Source organism: Arthrobacter sp. SlRoot2-15 (assembly GCF_059739345.1).
In genome coordinates this window covers 2,557,172-2,571,865 of the sequence record NZ_AP046058.1, presented here as the reverse complement: position 1 = coordinate 2,571,865, position 14,694 = coordinate 2,557,172, and the positions used below count along the sequence as shown (strand labels likewise).

12 protein-coding genes and 1 tRNA gene are annotated in these 14,694 nt (G+C 69.6%); 2 read left to right on the top strand and 11 right to left on the bottom strand.

Annotated elements, in window-relative coordinates; all coding sequences use genetic code 11:
• Positions 1-43: 43 nt before the first annotated feature.
• The 3 genes from AC6I9V_RS11845 to AC6I9V_RS11835 all read right to left on the bottom strand — a co-directional run bounded on the left by AC6I9V_RS11845 (position 44) and on the right by AC6I9V_RS11835 (position 3,460).
• Positions 44-115 (bottom strand) — tRNA-Thr (locus tag AC6I9V_RS11845).
• Between the two features lie 270 nt (positions 116-385).
• Complete coding sequence (locus AC6I9V_RS11840) at positions 386-2,413, bottom strand: DEAD/DEAH box helicase (RefSeq protein ID WP_497899586.1); 2,028 nt, start codon at positions 2,411-2,413, stop codon at positions 386-388.
• A gap of 393 nt (positions 2,414-2,806) precedes the next feature.
• Entirely contained in the window at positions 2,807-3,460 is a 654-nt protein-coding gene (locus AC6I9V_RS11835) for an MOSC domain-containing protein (RefSeq protein WP_497899585.1), read from the bottom strand.
• A gap of 173 nt (positions 3,461-3,633) precedes the next feature.
• Here AC6I9V_RS11835 and AC6I9V_RS11830 point away from each other — a divergent pair, with 173 nt between their 5' ends.
• Positions 3,634-4,821, top strand: a complete 1,188-nt coding sequence (locus tag AC6I9V_RS11830; protein ID WP_497899584.1) for an acyl-CoA dehydrogenase family protein — start codon at positions 3,634-3,636, stop codon at positions 4,819-4,821.
• Positions 4,822-4,848: 27 nt separating this feature from the next.
• On the opposite strand, the gene AC6I9V_RS11825 is transcribed toward AC6I9V_RS11830, so the two are convergent.
• From AC6I9V_RS11825 to AC6I9V_RS11795, 7 genes are all read right to left on the bottom strand, one after another.
• A complete protein-coding gene (locus tag AC6I9V_RS11825; protein ID WP_497899583.1) occupies positions 4,849-5,634 on the bottom strand; it encodes an SDR family oxidoreductase in 786 nt (261 codons plus the stop codon).
• A 5-nt stretch (positions 5,635-5,639) separates the two neighbouring features.
• Positions 5,640-7,034, bottom strand: coding sequence for a glycosyltransferase 87 family protein (locus tag AC6I9V_RS11820; RefSeq protein WP_497899582.1), 1,395 nt, complete (start codon positions 7,032-7,034; stop codon positions 5,640-5,642).
• A gap of 91 nt (positions 7,035-7,125) precedes the next feature.
• Positions 7,126-8,466 (bottom strand): MFS transporter, encoded by a 1,341-nt coding sequence (locus tag AC6I9V_RS11815; protein WP_497899581.1) that lies wholly within the window; start codon positions 8,464-8,466, stop codon positions 7,126-7,128.
• Complete coding sequence (locus tag AC6I9V_RS11810) at positions 8,463-8,990, bottom strand: winged helix-turn-helix transcriptional regulator (protein WP_497899580.1); 528 nt, start codon at positions 8,988-8,990, stop codon at positions 8,463-8,465. The genes AC6I9V_RS11815 and AC6I9V_RS11810 overlap by 4 nt, the downstream gene beginning before the upstream one ends.
• Before the next feature lie 55 nt (positions 8,991-9,045).
• Complete coding sequence (locus AC6I9V_RS11805; RefSeq protein ID WP_497899579.1) at positions 9,046-10,323, bottom strand: glycosyltransferase 87 family protein; 1,278 nt, start codon at positions 10,321-10,323, stop codon at positions 9,046-9,048.
• Between the two features lie 6 nt (positions 10,324-10,329).
• On the bottom strand, positions 10,330-11,517 hold the full coding sequence (locus tag AC6I9V_RS11800; RefSeq protein ID WP_497899578.1) for a cystathionine gamma-synthase: 1,188 nt from the start codon (positions 11,515-11,517) through the stop codon (positions 10,330-10,332).
• A gap of 17 nt (positions 11,518-11,534) precedes the next feature.
• Positions 11,535-12,920 (bottom strand): cystathionine beta-synthase, encoded by a 1,386-nt coding sequence (locus AC6I9V_RS11795; protein WP_497899577.1) that lies wholly within the window; start codon positions 12,918-12,920, stop codon positions 11,535-11,537.
• A gap of 142 nt (positions 12,921-13,062) precedes the next feature.
• Here AC6I9V_RS11795 and AC6I9V_RS11790 point away from each other — a divergent pair, with 142 nt between their 5' ends.
• On the top strand, positions 13,063-14,196 hold the full coding sequence (locus AC6I9V_RS11790) for an SLC13 family permease (protein WP_497900310.1): 1,134 nt from the start codon (positions 13,063-13,065) through the stop codon (positions 14,194-14,196).
• 7 nt (positions 14,197-14,203) lie between these two features.
• Here the strand turns inward: AC6I9V_RS11790 and AC6I9V_RS11785 are convergent, their stop codons facing one another.
• Positions 14,204-14,629: a VOC family protein gene (locus AC6I9V_RS11785; protein WP_497899576.1), complete on the bottom strand. Its 426-nt coding sequence runs from the start codon at positions 14,627-14,629 to the stop codon at positions 14,204-14,206.
• Positions 14,630-14,694: the final 65 nt, after the last annotated feature.

Below are 14,694 nucleotides of genomic sequence, written 5' to 3'. Positions count from 1 at the left end.
GTCAGGCCGGTCAAAAACCGCCTTGACGCAGGCCCTCATTCAGAGCCCCCCACCGGAATCGATCCGGTGACCTCGTTCTTACCAAGAACGCGCTCTACCACTGAGCTAGGGGGGCAACGAGTAAATACTCTACCGGAAGATTCCGCTCCCAACAAATCGGCCGACCTCCCCTGCCCATCGCGCCGAAACCCACGCGGTTTCGGGGATTTCCGGGGCCTTCGACCGTCCTCCGCAGCCCCGATCCGACCGGTCCGCACCAGTGATGTGACGAAGCCGACTCGCGGGTCCTGCACCGAACCGGCATGCCGCGCCGCGCGGCCCGGAAACGCGGAACGGGCCGGCTCAAAAGAGCCGGCCTGTTCCGGTGCTGCCTAGGAACTAATGGTTACCACTTGTTGCGGGGCTTGAAGCCGCCTTCGTGGCGAGGCTTGCGGGTGTCCGCGCCGACGCCGCGCTCGTTGCGGTCGCTGAAGGAGCGGCCGCCGCGGTCCGCGGAGGAACGCTCGCCGTCGTTCTTGCGGAATTCGCGCTTGAAGCCGCCGTTGCCCTTGAAGTTGCCGCTGCCACCGGAGTACCCGCCGCGCTCGCCACGGTCGCCCCGGTTGCCCTGGTAGGCGCCGCGGTCACCGGAAGGCTTGCGGCCGTTGTCCAGCTCGAGGTGGATCAGCTCGCCGCCGATCCGGGTGCGGGACAGGGCCTTCAGCTGCTCGGGGCTCAGGTCCGCCGGAAGCTCCACGAGGGAGTGGTCCGAGCGGATGTCGATGCCGCCGATCTGGGCCGAGGAGATGCCGCCCTCGTTGGCGATGGCGCCGACGATGGAGCCCGGCATAACGCGCTGGCGGCGTCCGACGGCGATCCGGTAGGTGGCGTTGCCCTCGGTCAGGGTGCGGGTCGGGCCGCGGGAGCCGAAGCCGTCCTTGGAGCGTTCGCGCTTCTGGAATTCCGGAGCGGCAGGCAGTTCCTTGACCAGGAGCGGCTGGCCGCCCTGCGCCATAACGGCCAGTGCGGCGGCGATCTCGGCGGCCGGAACGTTGTGCTCTTCCTCGTAGGAGGCGATCAGGTCACGGAAGGCCGAAACGTCCTCGGACTCGAGGGTCTCGGTGATCTTGTCCGCGAACTTGCCCAGGCGCAGGGTGTTGACCGTCTCCGCAGTGGGCAGGTGCATCTGCTCGACCGGCTGGCGTGTTGCCTTCTCGATCGAACGCAGCAGGTACTTCTCCCGCGGGGTCATGAACAGCACGGCGTCGCCGGAGCGTCCCGCGCGGCCGGTGCGGCCGATGCGGTGCACGTAGGACTCGGTGTCGTGCGGGATGTCGTAGTTGATCACGTGGCTGATCCGCTCGACGTCCAGGCCGCGGGCGGCGACGTCGGTGGCCACGAGGATGTCGATGCGGCCTTCCTTCAGTGCATCGACCGTGCGCTCACGCTGCTGCTGCGGGATGTCGCCGTTGATGGCGGCGGCCTGGAAGCCGCGGGAGCGCAGCTTGTCGGCGAGGTCCTCGGTGGCCATCTTGGTCCGGACGAAGGCGATGACGCCGTCGAACTCTTCAACCTCGAGGATGCGGGTCAGCGCGTCGAGCTTGTGCGGGCCCATGACCTGCAGGTACCGCTGGCGGGTGTTGGCGCCGGTGGTGGTCTTGGACTTGACCTGGATCTCGGCCGGGTTGTTCAGGTACTGCTTGGACATCCGGCGGATCTGGCTCGGCATGGTGGCGGAGAACAGGGCAACCTGGCGGCCCTCGGGGGTCTGCTGGAAGATCTGCTCCACGTCATCGGCGAAGCCCATGCGCAGCATCTCATCTGCCTCATCCAGCACGAGGTACTGGAGTTCGGACAGGTCCAGGGAACCCTTGGCGATGTGGTCGATCACGCGGCCGGGGGTACCGACAACAACCTGGGCGCCGCGGCGCAGGCCGGCCAGCTGCGGGCCGTAGGCGGAGCCGCCGTAGACCGGCAGGACGGTGAAGTCGTCGATGTGCTTGGCGTAGGAGGTGAAGGCTTCGGCGACCTGGAGGGCGAGCTCGCGGGTCGGGGCCAGGACCAGGGCCTGCGTCTTGCGGGACGGGCCGTTCAGGTCGTGGAGTTCGGCCAGCCGGGACAGCGCCGGTACTGCGAATGCTGCAGTCTTACCGGTGCCGGTCTGGGCCAGGCCAACGACGTCGCGGCCCTCGAGCAGGACCGGGATGGTCGCTGCCTGGATCGGGGACGGCTTCTCGTAGCCGACGTCCTGCAGGGCGGCGAGGACGCGGGCGTCGATGCCGAGGTCAACGAAGCGAAGGCCGCCGTCGTCGTCGCCGGAGTTATCGGCGGTGGTGTCAGCGGTGTCGGCTGCGGCGGGGGCAGCCGGTGCGGTGAACTCGACGTCGGCGCTGGTGTTCTCGGTGTCGACGGAGTTGTCCTGATTTTCGGGCATAGGGGAATCTTCCTCATCCATAGGGGCCAGGCGGCACAACCCGAGGTGAGCGGAGCCGCAGTACGCGTGACACATGGTGCCGGGCATACTTTGACCGGCCGGTCACATAGAAGCCCGGCGCTTTCGCAATCCCGTGGCAGGACTTCCCGCTGCATCTCTTGGCTGCTATCCCAGCAGTCTGTACAGCGTTTTCTTTAGCCGGCTCTCCCTATGAAAATGCCCGCAACACAGTTTTGCGGGCCCCAACACTTACCAGTCCTGCCTCAAGAATTGGGCAGGAATAAGGGATTTCCGGAGTGGGGGATATTTCAAGTGTAGGGCATGCCGCGGCGTAGGTGCTAACGGGCGGCCCCGCCTGCGGCGGTGAGCTTGCGCACACTGCCGTTTCCGCCGCTACTGCCCCAGCCGGCGCCCCAGCTTCTCGAAATACTCGTGGTACTCAGGCTGGAGGCGGATTTCGCCGTCGGCGTCCGCGTCCCGCAGCGCCTCCATGTCCTCGAGCGTGGGATCGCTAAACCACTTGCCGATGGTGACGCCGTGGGTGGGGACAAAGATCCGGTGGATATGGTCCCCCGCCGCGATGGTGCCGGTCCGGACCACCCGCAGGTAGCTGCCCACCCGGCCGGCCTCGCCGAACCTTGCCACCCAGTTGGGCACCTGCGTCCGCCGCTGGAACGTGGCACAGGGCATCCGGGGCGAGGTCACCTCCACTTCGACGTCGAGGCCGATCTTCCAGCGTTCGCCGATCACGGCGTTGGTGGCATCAACGCGGGCGACCCGCAGGTTCTCGCCGAAGTACCCGGGCGGGATATCCCGGCCGAGTTCCTCAGCCCAGTAGTCGGCGTCGTCCTGGGAATAGGCGTAGAGCGCCTGGTCCTCGCCGCCGTGGTGGATGCGGCTGGCCTGGATGTCGCCGTGGAGTCCCAGCCGGTGCACCTTGACCGGACCGTCCACGGGGCGTTTGTCGATCGCGGTCACGCCCACGCTTCCGGCATCGCTGAGCAGCTGATGTACCCGGCAGACGGCAAGCACAGAAGCGGTGTCCATGGCACCAGTGTAGGCCCGGGGTCGTCCGGCGGCGCTCCGGCCCAGTTACTTTCCCGCCGGCCCCCGGACCCGACCGCGACACCGGCGTGTCGGCCGCGATCGGAGCGCGGGTCCGGAAGTAACCGGGCAGGAACGTCGGGGACGGCGCCCGCACCGGAACGTAGGATGCTCCCATGAGCAGTGTTGCAGCAACAGATGTGTCCGATGTCCTGGCGATCGACTCCCTGCTGAGCGCCGGCGAGCTGGCCGTGCGGGAAAAGGTCCGCGATTTCACCACCCAGCGGATCCGGCCCGGCATCGCGCGCTGGTACGAGGACGGTGTGTTCCCGCTGGAGCTGGCCCCGGAACTGGGCGAACTCGGGGTCCTCGGCATGCATCTGGAGGGCTTCGGCTGCCCGGGCCGCTCCGCGGTGGAATACGGCCTGGCGGCGATGGAGCTGGAGGCCGGCGATTCGGGCATCCGGACGTTCGTCTCCGTTCAGGGCTCCCTGGCGATGACCGCCATCCACAAATGGGGCTCGGAGGAGCAGAAGCAGGAATGGCTCCCCCGGATGGCTGCCGGCGAGCTGATCGGCTGCTTCGCCCTAACCGAACCCACCGCCGGATCCGACCCCGCCGCCATGCAGACCTTTGCCCGCCGGGACGGGACCGGCGACGGCGCCGGCTGGGTCCTGGACGGGGCGAAGCGCTGGATCGGCCTGGCCTCGGTGGCGGACGTCCTGGTGGTCTGGGCCATGACCGACGACGGCGTGCGCGGCTTCGTGGTCCCCGCCGGCACCCCCGGGGTCACCGCGACGCCGATCGGTCAGAAACTCTCGATGCGCGCCTCGATCCAGTGTGATGTGGCGTTCGACGGCGTCCGGCTGGGCCCGGAGGCGATGCTGCCCGCGGCGCGAGGCCTGCGGGGCCCGTTCTCCTGCCTGAACGAGGCGCGGTACGGGATTGCCTGGGGCGCCATGGGGGCCGCCCGGGACTCGTATGAGGCGGCGCTGCGGTACTCGCAGGAGCGGCTGCAGTTCGGCAAGCCGCTGGCCGGCTACCAGCTGACCCAGGAGAAGCTGGTGAACATGCTGCTGGAGATCCAGAAGGGCACCCTGCTGGCGCTGCAGCTGGGCCGGCTCAAGGACGCCGGGTCGCTGCGGCCGGAACAGATCTCGCTCGGCAAGCTGAACAACGTGCGGGAGGCGATCACAATTGCCCGCGAGGCGCGCACCATCCTCGGCGGGAACGGCATCACGCTGGACTATTCGCCGCTGCGGCACGCCGCCAACCTGGAGTCGGTCCGTACCTATGAGGGCACCGACGAGGTGCACACGCTGGTTTTGGGCCAGCACATCACCGGCCTGGCCGCCTTCCGCTAGGACGGGCGGCCACGGGGCCTTCCGGCATCAGGCCGAGAAGCCGCCGTCGGCCTTGACCAGCTGGCCGGAGACCCAGCGGCCCTCGGGCGAGAGCAGGAACGCCACCGTGCCGGCCACGTCCGCGGGAGTGCCGAGCCGCCCGCCGGGCTGCCGCCGGGCCAGTTCCCCGCGCAGCTGGGGATCCATCCAGCCGGTGTCGACCGGGCCAGGGTTGAGCGCGTTGGCGCTGATCCCCTGCGGGCCCAGCTCCCGCGCCGCGGCCATCACGATCCGGTCCAGGGCGCCCTTGGACGCCCCGTACGGGAGGTTGAACGCGGTGTGGTCGCTGGTCAGCGCCACGATCGTACCGCCGTCGGCCGGTGCCTGCCGGGCGAACGCGGCAATCAACTGCCAGCTGGCCCGGGTATTGACAGCGAAATGCCGCTCGAAACTCTCCAGCGACGTGTCCAGGATGCCGGAATCCACGGACTCCGCGTGGCTGAGCACCAGTGCCTGCAGCGTGCCGGCCTCGTCCGCCGCCGCGGCCATCAGCCGGTCCACGGCCTGCGGATCCTCGAAGTCGGCGGGCACCGCCACCACTGCTGCGCCGGTGGCCTGCAGTTCGGCGGTGAGGCGCTCGACGTCGTCCGGCTGGACGCCCCAGGGCATGCGGGTGTCGTAGTCCTGCCAGTAGGTGATGACGAGGTCCCAGCCGTCGGCCGCGAGCCGGCGCGCGATGCCGGCTCCCAGACCCGCGAGCCGTCCAACGCCGGTGACCAGTGCCGTCCTGCGCTGGACCGGGACAGGGGCGGAAGAACCGGGCGTCTGGGTCATACGCTTCAGCCTAGACGGGCCGGTGCGGCCGGTCCGCGGACCGGCGCCGCTGTTGTGTCCGCATCGAGTGCCAGGGACCCGCGGCGCAGGGCGAGCTGCCAGCACAGCAGGAGGGCCAGGGCGCAGAAGACCCCGGCGCTGGACGCCATGATCCAAAGCCCGGGAGTCTGGACGTTGAGGTCCTGCGCGCCGAGGGCCGTTCCGATCGTCTTCGGGGAGAAGAGGAACACGAGCACGGAGACGCCCAGCACACCGCCCATCAGCCAGCGGGTTCCGCGGTAGCGGTGCGGCATTTCGCGCAGCGTCCAAGCGAAGGCGGGAAGAACGACGGCGACCCACACCCAGTGGTGGGACCAGGAGACGGGGCTGATCAGCAGCATGGTCAATGCCGTCGCCGAGATGGCGACCACCCGGGCGCCCTGCTCGCTCGCGGCTTTGATGACGCCGGCCGCCAGCGCCACCACCAGCAGGCTCAGCACCAGCCAGGGCACGGTGACGGCGCCCTCGGGAACGCCGAAGTGCAGCAGCGCGCCCTTGAGGGACAGGTTGTCGACGTAGCCGGCGCCGCCGATCCGGGAGGTGTCCGGCAGGATCCGGAACCAGAACTGCAGGGACTCGGCCGGGAGCAGCAGCGCGCCGAGCACCACGGTGAAGAGGAATCCCGCACCCATGTTCAGCAGGCCCCGCCAGTCCTTGCGGACCAGGAAATAGAGCCCAAACACCAGCGGCGTCAGCTTGATTCCCGCGGCGACACCCACCAGAAACCCGCTGCCGGGAACGCCACGGGACCAGCGGGGGTTCCGGGCCAGCAGGTCCGCCGCCATCAGGCCCATCAGCAGGATGTTGATCTGCCCGAAGGCCAGGGTTTCGCGCCAGGGGCCGAGGTTGAGCACGGCCAGGACCAGGACGGCCGCGGCCCAGCCGTTGGCCGGGACGCGGAAGGCCGCGCGCCAGTCTGCCTTAGCCGTCCAGTAGCGGACCGCGCGGACAGCGACCCAGAGCGCAACGATCACGCCGGCGGTGTTGAACCAGTTCAGCGCCAGCGTCTCGGGCAGCCGAGCCAGCAGGCTGAAGAGCAGGGCCGCGAAGGGCGGGTACGTGAACGGCAGGCCGGGTCCGCCGGCCCAGTCAACGTTGCCTTCATAGAGGTCCGAGGCCGCCGGGCCGGCGTCGTTGAGGATCTTCCCGCCGTACCAGTAGACGCTGAAGTCGAGGCCCTGCTCGCCCCAGACACTCAGCCAGTGCCACACTGCGAGGGCCACGGCGGCCGCGCCCAGCGGCAACAGGGCGCCCGCCGGGGTGAGGGGACGGCGTCTCTGCCGCGACGGGTCCGACGGCGGCTCCACCCGGCTCCCGGACGGCGGCCGGGCATGCCGGTTTTCGGCGTCGAGCACTGACATGTGTGGATCCCCCAATATTTGCTGCCGCGGGACGGGGCGGGGCGCGCCGGCGGCGGCTGTCCCGGCCCCCGCCGCCTATCCTACCGAGTCCTCAGGCCGGGACCGGGATCCTGGCCTTTTCTCCGGCCTCCTTGCGGATGGTGGCGCTGATGACGGCGGCAATGGTGCACATGGCCGCGGCAGCAAACCAGGCGTAGGTGTACTGGCCGGTGGCGTCCCGGACGGCCCCCGCGGCCAGCGCCGCCGCGGCAGCGCCGAGCTGGTGGGCGGCGAAGACCCAGCCGAACACCACACTGCCGTCCGCCCCGAACACCTGCCGGCAGATCGCGGCGGTCGGCGGTACGGTGGCCACCCAGTCCAGGCCGTAGATGACCACGAACACGATCATGCTGGGCTGCACCTCGGCGCTGAGCAGCAGCGGCAGCACCAGCAGCCCGATGCCCCGGAACTGGTAGTAGACCGCCAGCAGGATCCTCGGGTTGAACCGGTCCGTGAGCCAGCCCGAGGCGATGGTTCCGAGGATGTCGAAAATTCCAACGACGGCGAGCAGGCCTGCCGCTGTGGTTTCGGCCATGCCGTGGTCGTGTGCGGAGGGAATGAAGTGCGTGCCGATTAGTCCGTTGGTGGTGGCTCCGCAGATCGCGAAACCGGCCACGAGGGCCCAGAACGTGCGGACCCGGCTGGCGCGTTTGAGGACCTGGAGCGCGCGAACGGCGGCGTTCCGGCGGGGCTCCGCCGGTTCCACCGGTTCGGCCGGCGCGGACGCGGTTGCCGGGGATTCCGGCGGCGCCGCGGCCTCGGCGCCGTAGGGCAGCGCCCCGACGTCGGCCGGTGAGTTCTTCAGGAATTTCAGGACCAGCGGGACCACGGCCAGCGCCCCGGCGGCGATCAGCAGCGAGGCCTGCCGCCAGCCCGGGCTCTGCGCGAGGGCGGCGATGAACGGCAGGAACACCAGTTGCCCTGCAGCGCTGCCGGCGGTGAGGATGCCGATCACGAGCCCGCGGCTCTTCACGAACCAGGTGTTCGCGATGGTGGCGGCGAACACCAGCGCCATGGATCCGGTGCCGAGCCCGATCAGCAGTCCCCAAGTCAGCAGGATCTGCCACGACTGGTTGACCAGGACAGTCAGGGCGCTGCCGGCCCCGATCAGCACCAGCGCCACCGAGGTGACTGCCCGGATGCCGAAGCGTTCCATGAGGGCCGCGGCGAACGGGGCCGTGAGGCCGAAGAGCACCAGGTTGATGCTGACGGCCGCCGACAGGACAGTGGTGGACCAGCCGAACTCGTTCTGCAGGGGCACCATCAGCACGCCCGGGGCGGCCCGGAAGCCGGCGGCGCCCACCAGCGCCAGGAACGCGACGGCGGCGACCATCCAGGCCGGGTGCAACCGGCGGTTGACGGGAGGACGGGACGTGGTCCGGGGCGCGCTCATGCTGCTGTTCCGTTCTTCGGGCCGGTCTTCTGCCCCGCCGAGGCGGTGGCGAGGGGTACCGGGTGGTCGGTCCGGGTGAGGCTGTGCCAACTCGTGTTCCCGGCCGTGAGCCTTTCACCGCAGGCCGTGCAGCTGTCCGCCGAGGACGTCCGCTGCCCGCAGCCGCTGTGGACCACGAACATGTGGGCGCGCTCCGACGGCGCCGGGAGGTGCTTTTCGGACCACAGCACGACGGCGTTGAGCACCGGCAGGACGTCCTCGCCCTTGGCGGTGAGCACGTATTCCTGGCGCTGCCGGCCGCCGTCGTCGTAGGGCCTGCGGGTGAGCAGGCCGGCCGCCACCAGGGCCGTGAGCCGCCGGGTGAGGACCGAATCCGCCGCGCCCAGCCGCTCTTTGATGGCGTCGAAGCGGCCGTTGCCGAAGAAGACTTCGCGCAGGACCAGCATGCCCCACGGGTCGCCGAGGATATCCAGGCCGCGGGCCATGCTGCAGGTGCGCCGGGACCAGTCGGATCTAAGTGCCATGCGGACGAGCCTAGCTAACTTCTTTCAAGAAAGCTAGGGTGATGCGGCGGATCGGCTACAGGTGCTGGCGGAGGCCCGCGCGGGACGGCCGGTAAGCGAGGGCCCAGTAGACCAGCATGGCCATTCCGCAGGCCACGCCGAGGCTCGCGAGGGTGAGCTGCCAGGGCGTGTTGGGGTCCTTGCCCCACTCATGTGCCCCAGCCATCACGGCGAGGTACTTGGGCGTGAGGTAGAACGCGACGACGGAGGCGGCAACGATGATCCAGCCGGCGAGCCGCATCTTCCCGCTCCGCGACGGAACCCGGTGGATCGCGAACCCCATGCACGGCAGCGCCACGGCCATCCAGACCCAGTGGTGCGACCAGGACACCGGGCTGATCAGCAGCATCAGCAGTGCGGTTGCGGACACGGCCACGAAGTTCTCCTCCGCGTCCACCGCCCACTTGATCACCAGCGCGGCCACCGCGGCGAGGGCCAGCGCGAGCACCAGCCACATTACGGACGTCACCGGGGAGTCCGGCAGCCCCAGGTGCAGCAGCAGACCCTTGACCGAGAGGTTGTCCACGTAGGCCGGTCCACCGATCCGCCCGGTGTCCGGCAGAATCTTGGTCCAGAACGTCACCGATGCCGTGGGCAGCAGGGCCCAGGCCAGTGCGATCGAGCCGAAGAACCCCGCGGCCATCCAGCCCAGGGCCTTGAAGTCGCGCCGGACGAGGAAGTACAGCCCGAACGCCAGCGGGGTCAGTTTGATCCCCGCCGCGATCCCGATCAGCAGGCCCGCGGGCCAGCGGAGCTCGCCAGCCCGGGACTTCCCGTACAGCGCGAAGTCGGCCAGGATCAGGCCCATCAGGATGATGTTGATCTGGCCGAAGTCGAAGGTGTCCCGCCACGGCCCCAGCAGCAGGATCGCCGCGGTGCCGGCCAGGGCCACGGCCCGGAACCGCCAGTCGGCGGCCGCATCCCGCCAGCGGCCCAGCCCGAAGTAATGCCGGGTCAGCCAGGCGGAGACGACGCCGGCGCCGAGCAGGGCGGAGGCGGTAAAGACGAAGCCGCCGGCACTCTGGCCCAGCGTGGCCATGGCGGCAAAAATCAGTGCGGCGAACGGCGGGTAGGTGAACGGCAGCCCGTCCCGCGGCGCGTACAGCTCGTTCACGCCGGCCTCCCCGGCCTGCAGGACGCGGTTTCCGCCGTAGAAGTAGACCTCGAAGTCGTTCAGCAGCGGAATGTAGGCCGAGTACAGCACCACCAGTGCCGCGGCGACGGCGGCGGCGCCGGCCGCCGTCGCGATCCAGCCGCGGGTGGTGGAACCGGCCGCCTTCGAAAGGGTGGTCACCGGAGGCTAGCTGCCCGGCTCAAGGCGCGCGAAGGCCTGCTCGAGGTCCGCGATCAGGTCCTCCACGTCCTCGATGCCGCAGGAGAGCCGGATCAGGTTCACCGGGACTGCCAGTTCGGTGCCCTTGACCGAGGCGTGGGTCATCTCCGACGGGTAGTTCATCAGGGATTCGATGCCGCCCAGGGATTCCGCCAGGGTGAACACGGAGGTGGACTCGGCCACCTTGCGTGCCGCCGCCTCGCCGCCCTTGAACTGCACGGAGACCATGCCGCCGAACTTCTTCATCTGCTTCTTGGCCAGCTCGTGGCCCGGGTGCGAAGGCAGACCCGGGTACAGCACGGCCTCCACCTCGGGGCGCTCCAGCAGCCATTCGGCCACGGCCTGGGCGTTGTCGCTGTGCCGGTCCATGCGCACGCCGAGGGTCTTGAGCCCGCGGGTGGTCAGGAAGGCATCCATCGGCCCGGACACTGCGCCGACGGCGAACTGCACGAAGCCGATCTTCTCGGCCAGCTCCGGATCGTTGACGATGATGGCGCCGCCGACGACGTCGGAGTGCCCGCCGATGTACTTCGTGGTGGAGTGCACCACGACGTCGGCCCCCAGCGCCAACGGGGTCTGCAGGTACGGGGAGGCGAAAGTGTTGTCCACCACGAGGAGGGCGCCGGCGTCGTGCGCCACCTTGGCGAGGGCCGCGATGTCGGTGATTTTCATCATCGGGTTCGACGGCGTCTCCACCCAGACCAGCCGGGTCTTGTTGGCGGCCACGGCCTTGGCGACGGCGTCGAGGTCGGACATGTCCACCGGGGTGTTGCCGATCCCCCACTCCCCCAGGACGCGGCTGATCAGCCGGTACGTGCCGCCGTAGGCGTCGTTGCCGAGCACGATGTGGTCCCCGGGCCGGGTGAGGGCGCGGATCATCGAATCCTCGGCGGCAAGTCCCGAGCTGAAGGAGAACGCGGCGGACCCGACCTCCAGCGCCGCGAGCTGTTCCTGCAGCGCGTCGCGGGTGGGGTTGGTGCCGCGGCCGTATTCATAGCCGGCCCGGAGGCCGCCGATCCCGTCCTGCGCGTAGGTGGAGGAGAAGTGCACCGGGGGCACCACGGCGCCGGTGCGCGGCTCGAAGGCCTGGCCGGCGTGCACGGCGCGGGTGTTGAAGCCGGCGTTCTTCGCGGAAGAGCTTTCTGGCTGGGACATGGGACTCCTTGGGCTGGTCAGTTGCTGAGGTAGGCGAGGAGGTCGTGGCGGGTCAGGATCCCCACCGGAGCACCGACGAACGTCACCATCAGGGTGTCGGCGTCGGAGAGGAGTTCGCGGGCGGTGGAGATCGATTCGAGCGAACCGATCACCGGCAGCCGGGGCTCCATGTGTTCGGAGATCTTGTCCGTGAGGTTCGCCTCGCCTCGGAACAGCTTGGCGGTCAGGGTGCGCTCGTCGACCGCGCCGAGCACCTCGCCCATCACCACCGGGGGCTCCGCGGACAGCACCGGGATGTGCGAGACACCGTACTCGTTCATGATGTTGATGACGTCGCGGACGCTCTCGTTGGGGTGGATGTGCACCAAATCCGGCAGCTCGCCGGTTTTGGCCTTGAGCACCTCGCCCACCGAGGCCTCGTCGCCGCTGGCCAGGAAGCCGTAGGAGCGCATCCACTGGTCGTTGAAGATCTTCGCCAGGTAGCCGCGGCCGGAGTCCGGCAGGATCACCACCACGACGGCGTCGGCGGGCAGGTCCTTGGCGGCCTGCAGCGCGGCGACGACGGCCATCCCGGAGGATCCGCCCACCAGCAGACCCTCCTCGCGGGCCAGGCGGCGGGTCATGGCGAAGGAGTCGGCGTCGCTGACGGCGATGACGTCGTCGGGCACGGCCTTGTCGTAGTTGGCCGGCCACATGTCCTCGCCGACGCCCTCGACGAAGTACGGCCGGCCGGTGCCGCCGGAGTAGACCGAACCGGCGGGGTCGGCGCCGATGATCTTGACCACGCCGCCGTCGGCCTCGGGCCGGTCCGCGGAGACTTCCTTGAGGTAGCGGCCGGTGCCGGTGATGGTGCCGCCGGTGCCGGCGCCGATCACGCAGTGTGTGACCCTGCCGTCGGTGTCCTTCCAGATCTCAGGGCCGGTGGACTCGTAGTGGCTGGCCGGCGCGGCCGGGTTGGAGAACTGGTCCGGCTTGTAGGCGCCGGGGATCTCGGTGACCAGGCGGTCCGAGACGCCGTAGTAGCTTTGCGGGCTGTCCGGGGCGACGGCGGTGGGCGTCACCACGACTTCGGCGCCATAGGCCTGGAGCACGGCGCGCTTGTCCTCGCCGACCTTGTCCGGGACCACGAAGATGCAGCGGTAGCCCTTCTGCTGGGCCACGAGCGCCAGCCCCACCCCGGTGTTGCCGGAGGTGGGCTCCACGATGGTCCCGCCGGGCCGGAGCTTGCCGCTGCGCTCCGCCTCTTCGATCATCTTGGCCGCGATGCGGTCCTTGATGGACCCGCCCGGGTTGAGGTATTCGAGCTTCACCAGGACCGTGGCGGCGATGCCGTCGGTGACGTGGTTGAGTTTGACGAGCGGCGTGTTGCCGATGAGGTCCAGGACGGACTGGGCGTACTTCATAGGTACAAAGTTACCGTCTGCAGCAGCCGGAGTCGGATTCAGTCACGTCGCGTGGGCGCCGCAGCCCCGCGGGTGCGACGATAGGGCGGTGAAGCGAAGGTCCTGGTTGAAGCCGCTGAGGAGCTATCTGGTCCCCGGCGGAATGCTGCTGGCCGGGGCCGCCGCGCTGGGCACCGGGCTGCTGCCTTGGCCGGCCTTCGAGGAGCTCGCCGGTCGCACGGTCCCGGTGCTGGGGTTCGTGGTGGCCATGTCCCTGGTGACGGAACTGGTGGACGACGCCGGGCTGTTCCGGGCGGTGACCGACTGCCTGGCCGCGCTGGGCCGGGGCCGGGTGCTGCTGCTCTGGTTCCTGGTGATCGCGCTCGCTTGCGTTTCCACCGTGTTCCTCTCGCTCGATACGACGGCGGTGCTGGTCACCCCGGTGGTGGTGCTGCTCGCTGTCCACGCCCAGATCCCGCCGCTGCCCTTCGCCCTGACCACCATCTGGCTCGCGAACACGGCCTCGCTGCTGCTTCCTGTTTCCAACCTGACCAACCTGCTGGCCCAGTCCCGGCTGGGCCTCAGCCCGGCCGCCTTCGCCTCCCTGGTCTGGGCCCCGGCGTTGGTGGGGATCCTCCTGCCCTTGGGGCTGCTCTGGCTGGCCTTCCGCAAGCAGTTGCGGGGCAGCTACGGCCCGCAGCCGGCCCACCGGGTGCCGGACCGGGTGCTGCTGTACGCCTCGGCCGGCGTGATGCTGGTGCTGCTGCCGGCCCTGGTGTCCGGGGTTCCGGTGTATCTTCCTGCCGCTGCCGCCGCGGCGGTCCTGCTGGCCTTGTTCCTGTGGCGCCGCCGGTCAAGCTTGCGCTGGTCTATGGTCCCGTGGCGGCCGCTGATGCTCACCATCGGATTGTTCATGGTGGTGGAGGCGCTGCACGCCAACGGCCTGGCCAGGGCGCTGGCCGGCGTCGCCGGTTCCGGGGACAGCCTGCCCGCGCTGCTCCAGTTGGCGGGCCTCGGGGTGGGCGCGTCGAACGCGGTCAACAACCTCCCGGCGTACCTTGCGCTGGAGCCGGTGGGAGGCTCGCCCGTGCGGCTCGCGGCGCTGCTGATCGGCGTGAACCTGGGTCCGCTGGTGACGCCGTGGGCGTCGCTGGCCACCCTGCTCTGGCACGAACGGCTGCGGGCGCTCAACGTGGAGATCCGCTGGGGCGGCTTCGCGCTGGCCGGCCTCGCCGCCGTCGTCCTCACCGTGCCCGCGGCGGTCACGGCGCTGTGGCTGGCCAGCGGCATGCACTAGGCGCCCGTCACGCTCCTAGATCGTTTCCCGCTGATTCTGCTGACGTTTCCGGCGCTGGAGCTGCGTTCTGCCACAGTCCCACGACGTTGCCCTCGGTGTCCTTGAAATACGCGTTCCAGCCCATCCCGGGGACCTCCATCTTGGCGCGGTGGACCGAGCCGCCTCCGGCCACGATCTGCTCCAAAGCGGCGTCGATGTCCTCGACGTCGACCGTCACCACCGGCGCCGTCAGGTCGCCGCGGCGGAACAGGCCGCCGTTGATGGAGCCTGCGACCGCCGGACGGCCCTGCTCGTCCATCGGCGTGGTCATCGCCAGGCTGTATTCCATCTCCGGCATGACTTGAAAACCCCAGCCGAACACCGAACTGTAGAACTTCCGGGCTCGGTTTTCGTCGTCCGCCGGAAGCTCGAAGTGCACCACTCCACCAGCCATCACACTCTCCTGACACTCAAGGGATCCGTTCCCGGGCGGGCGCGGAACTCCGTGCCCCAGCCGGA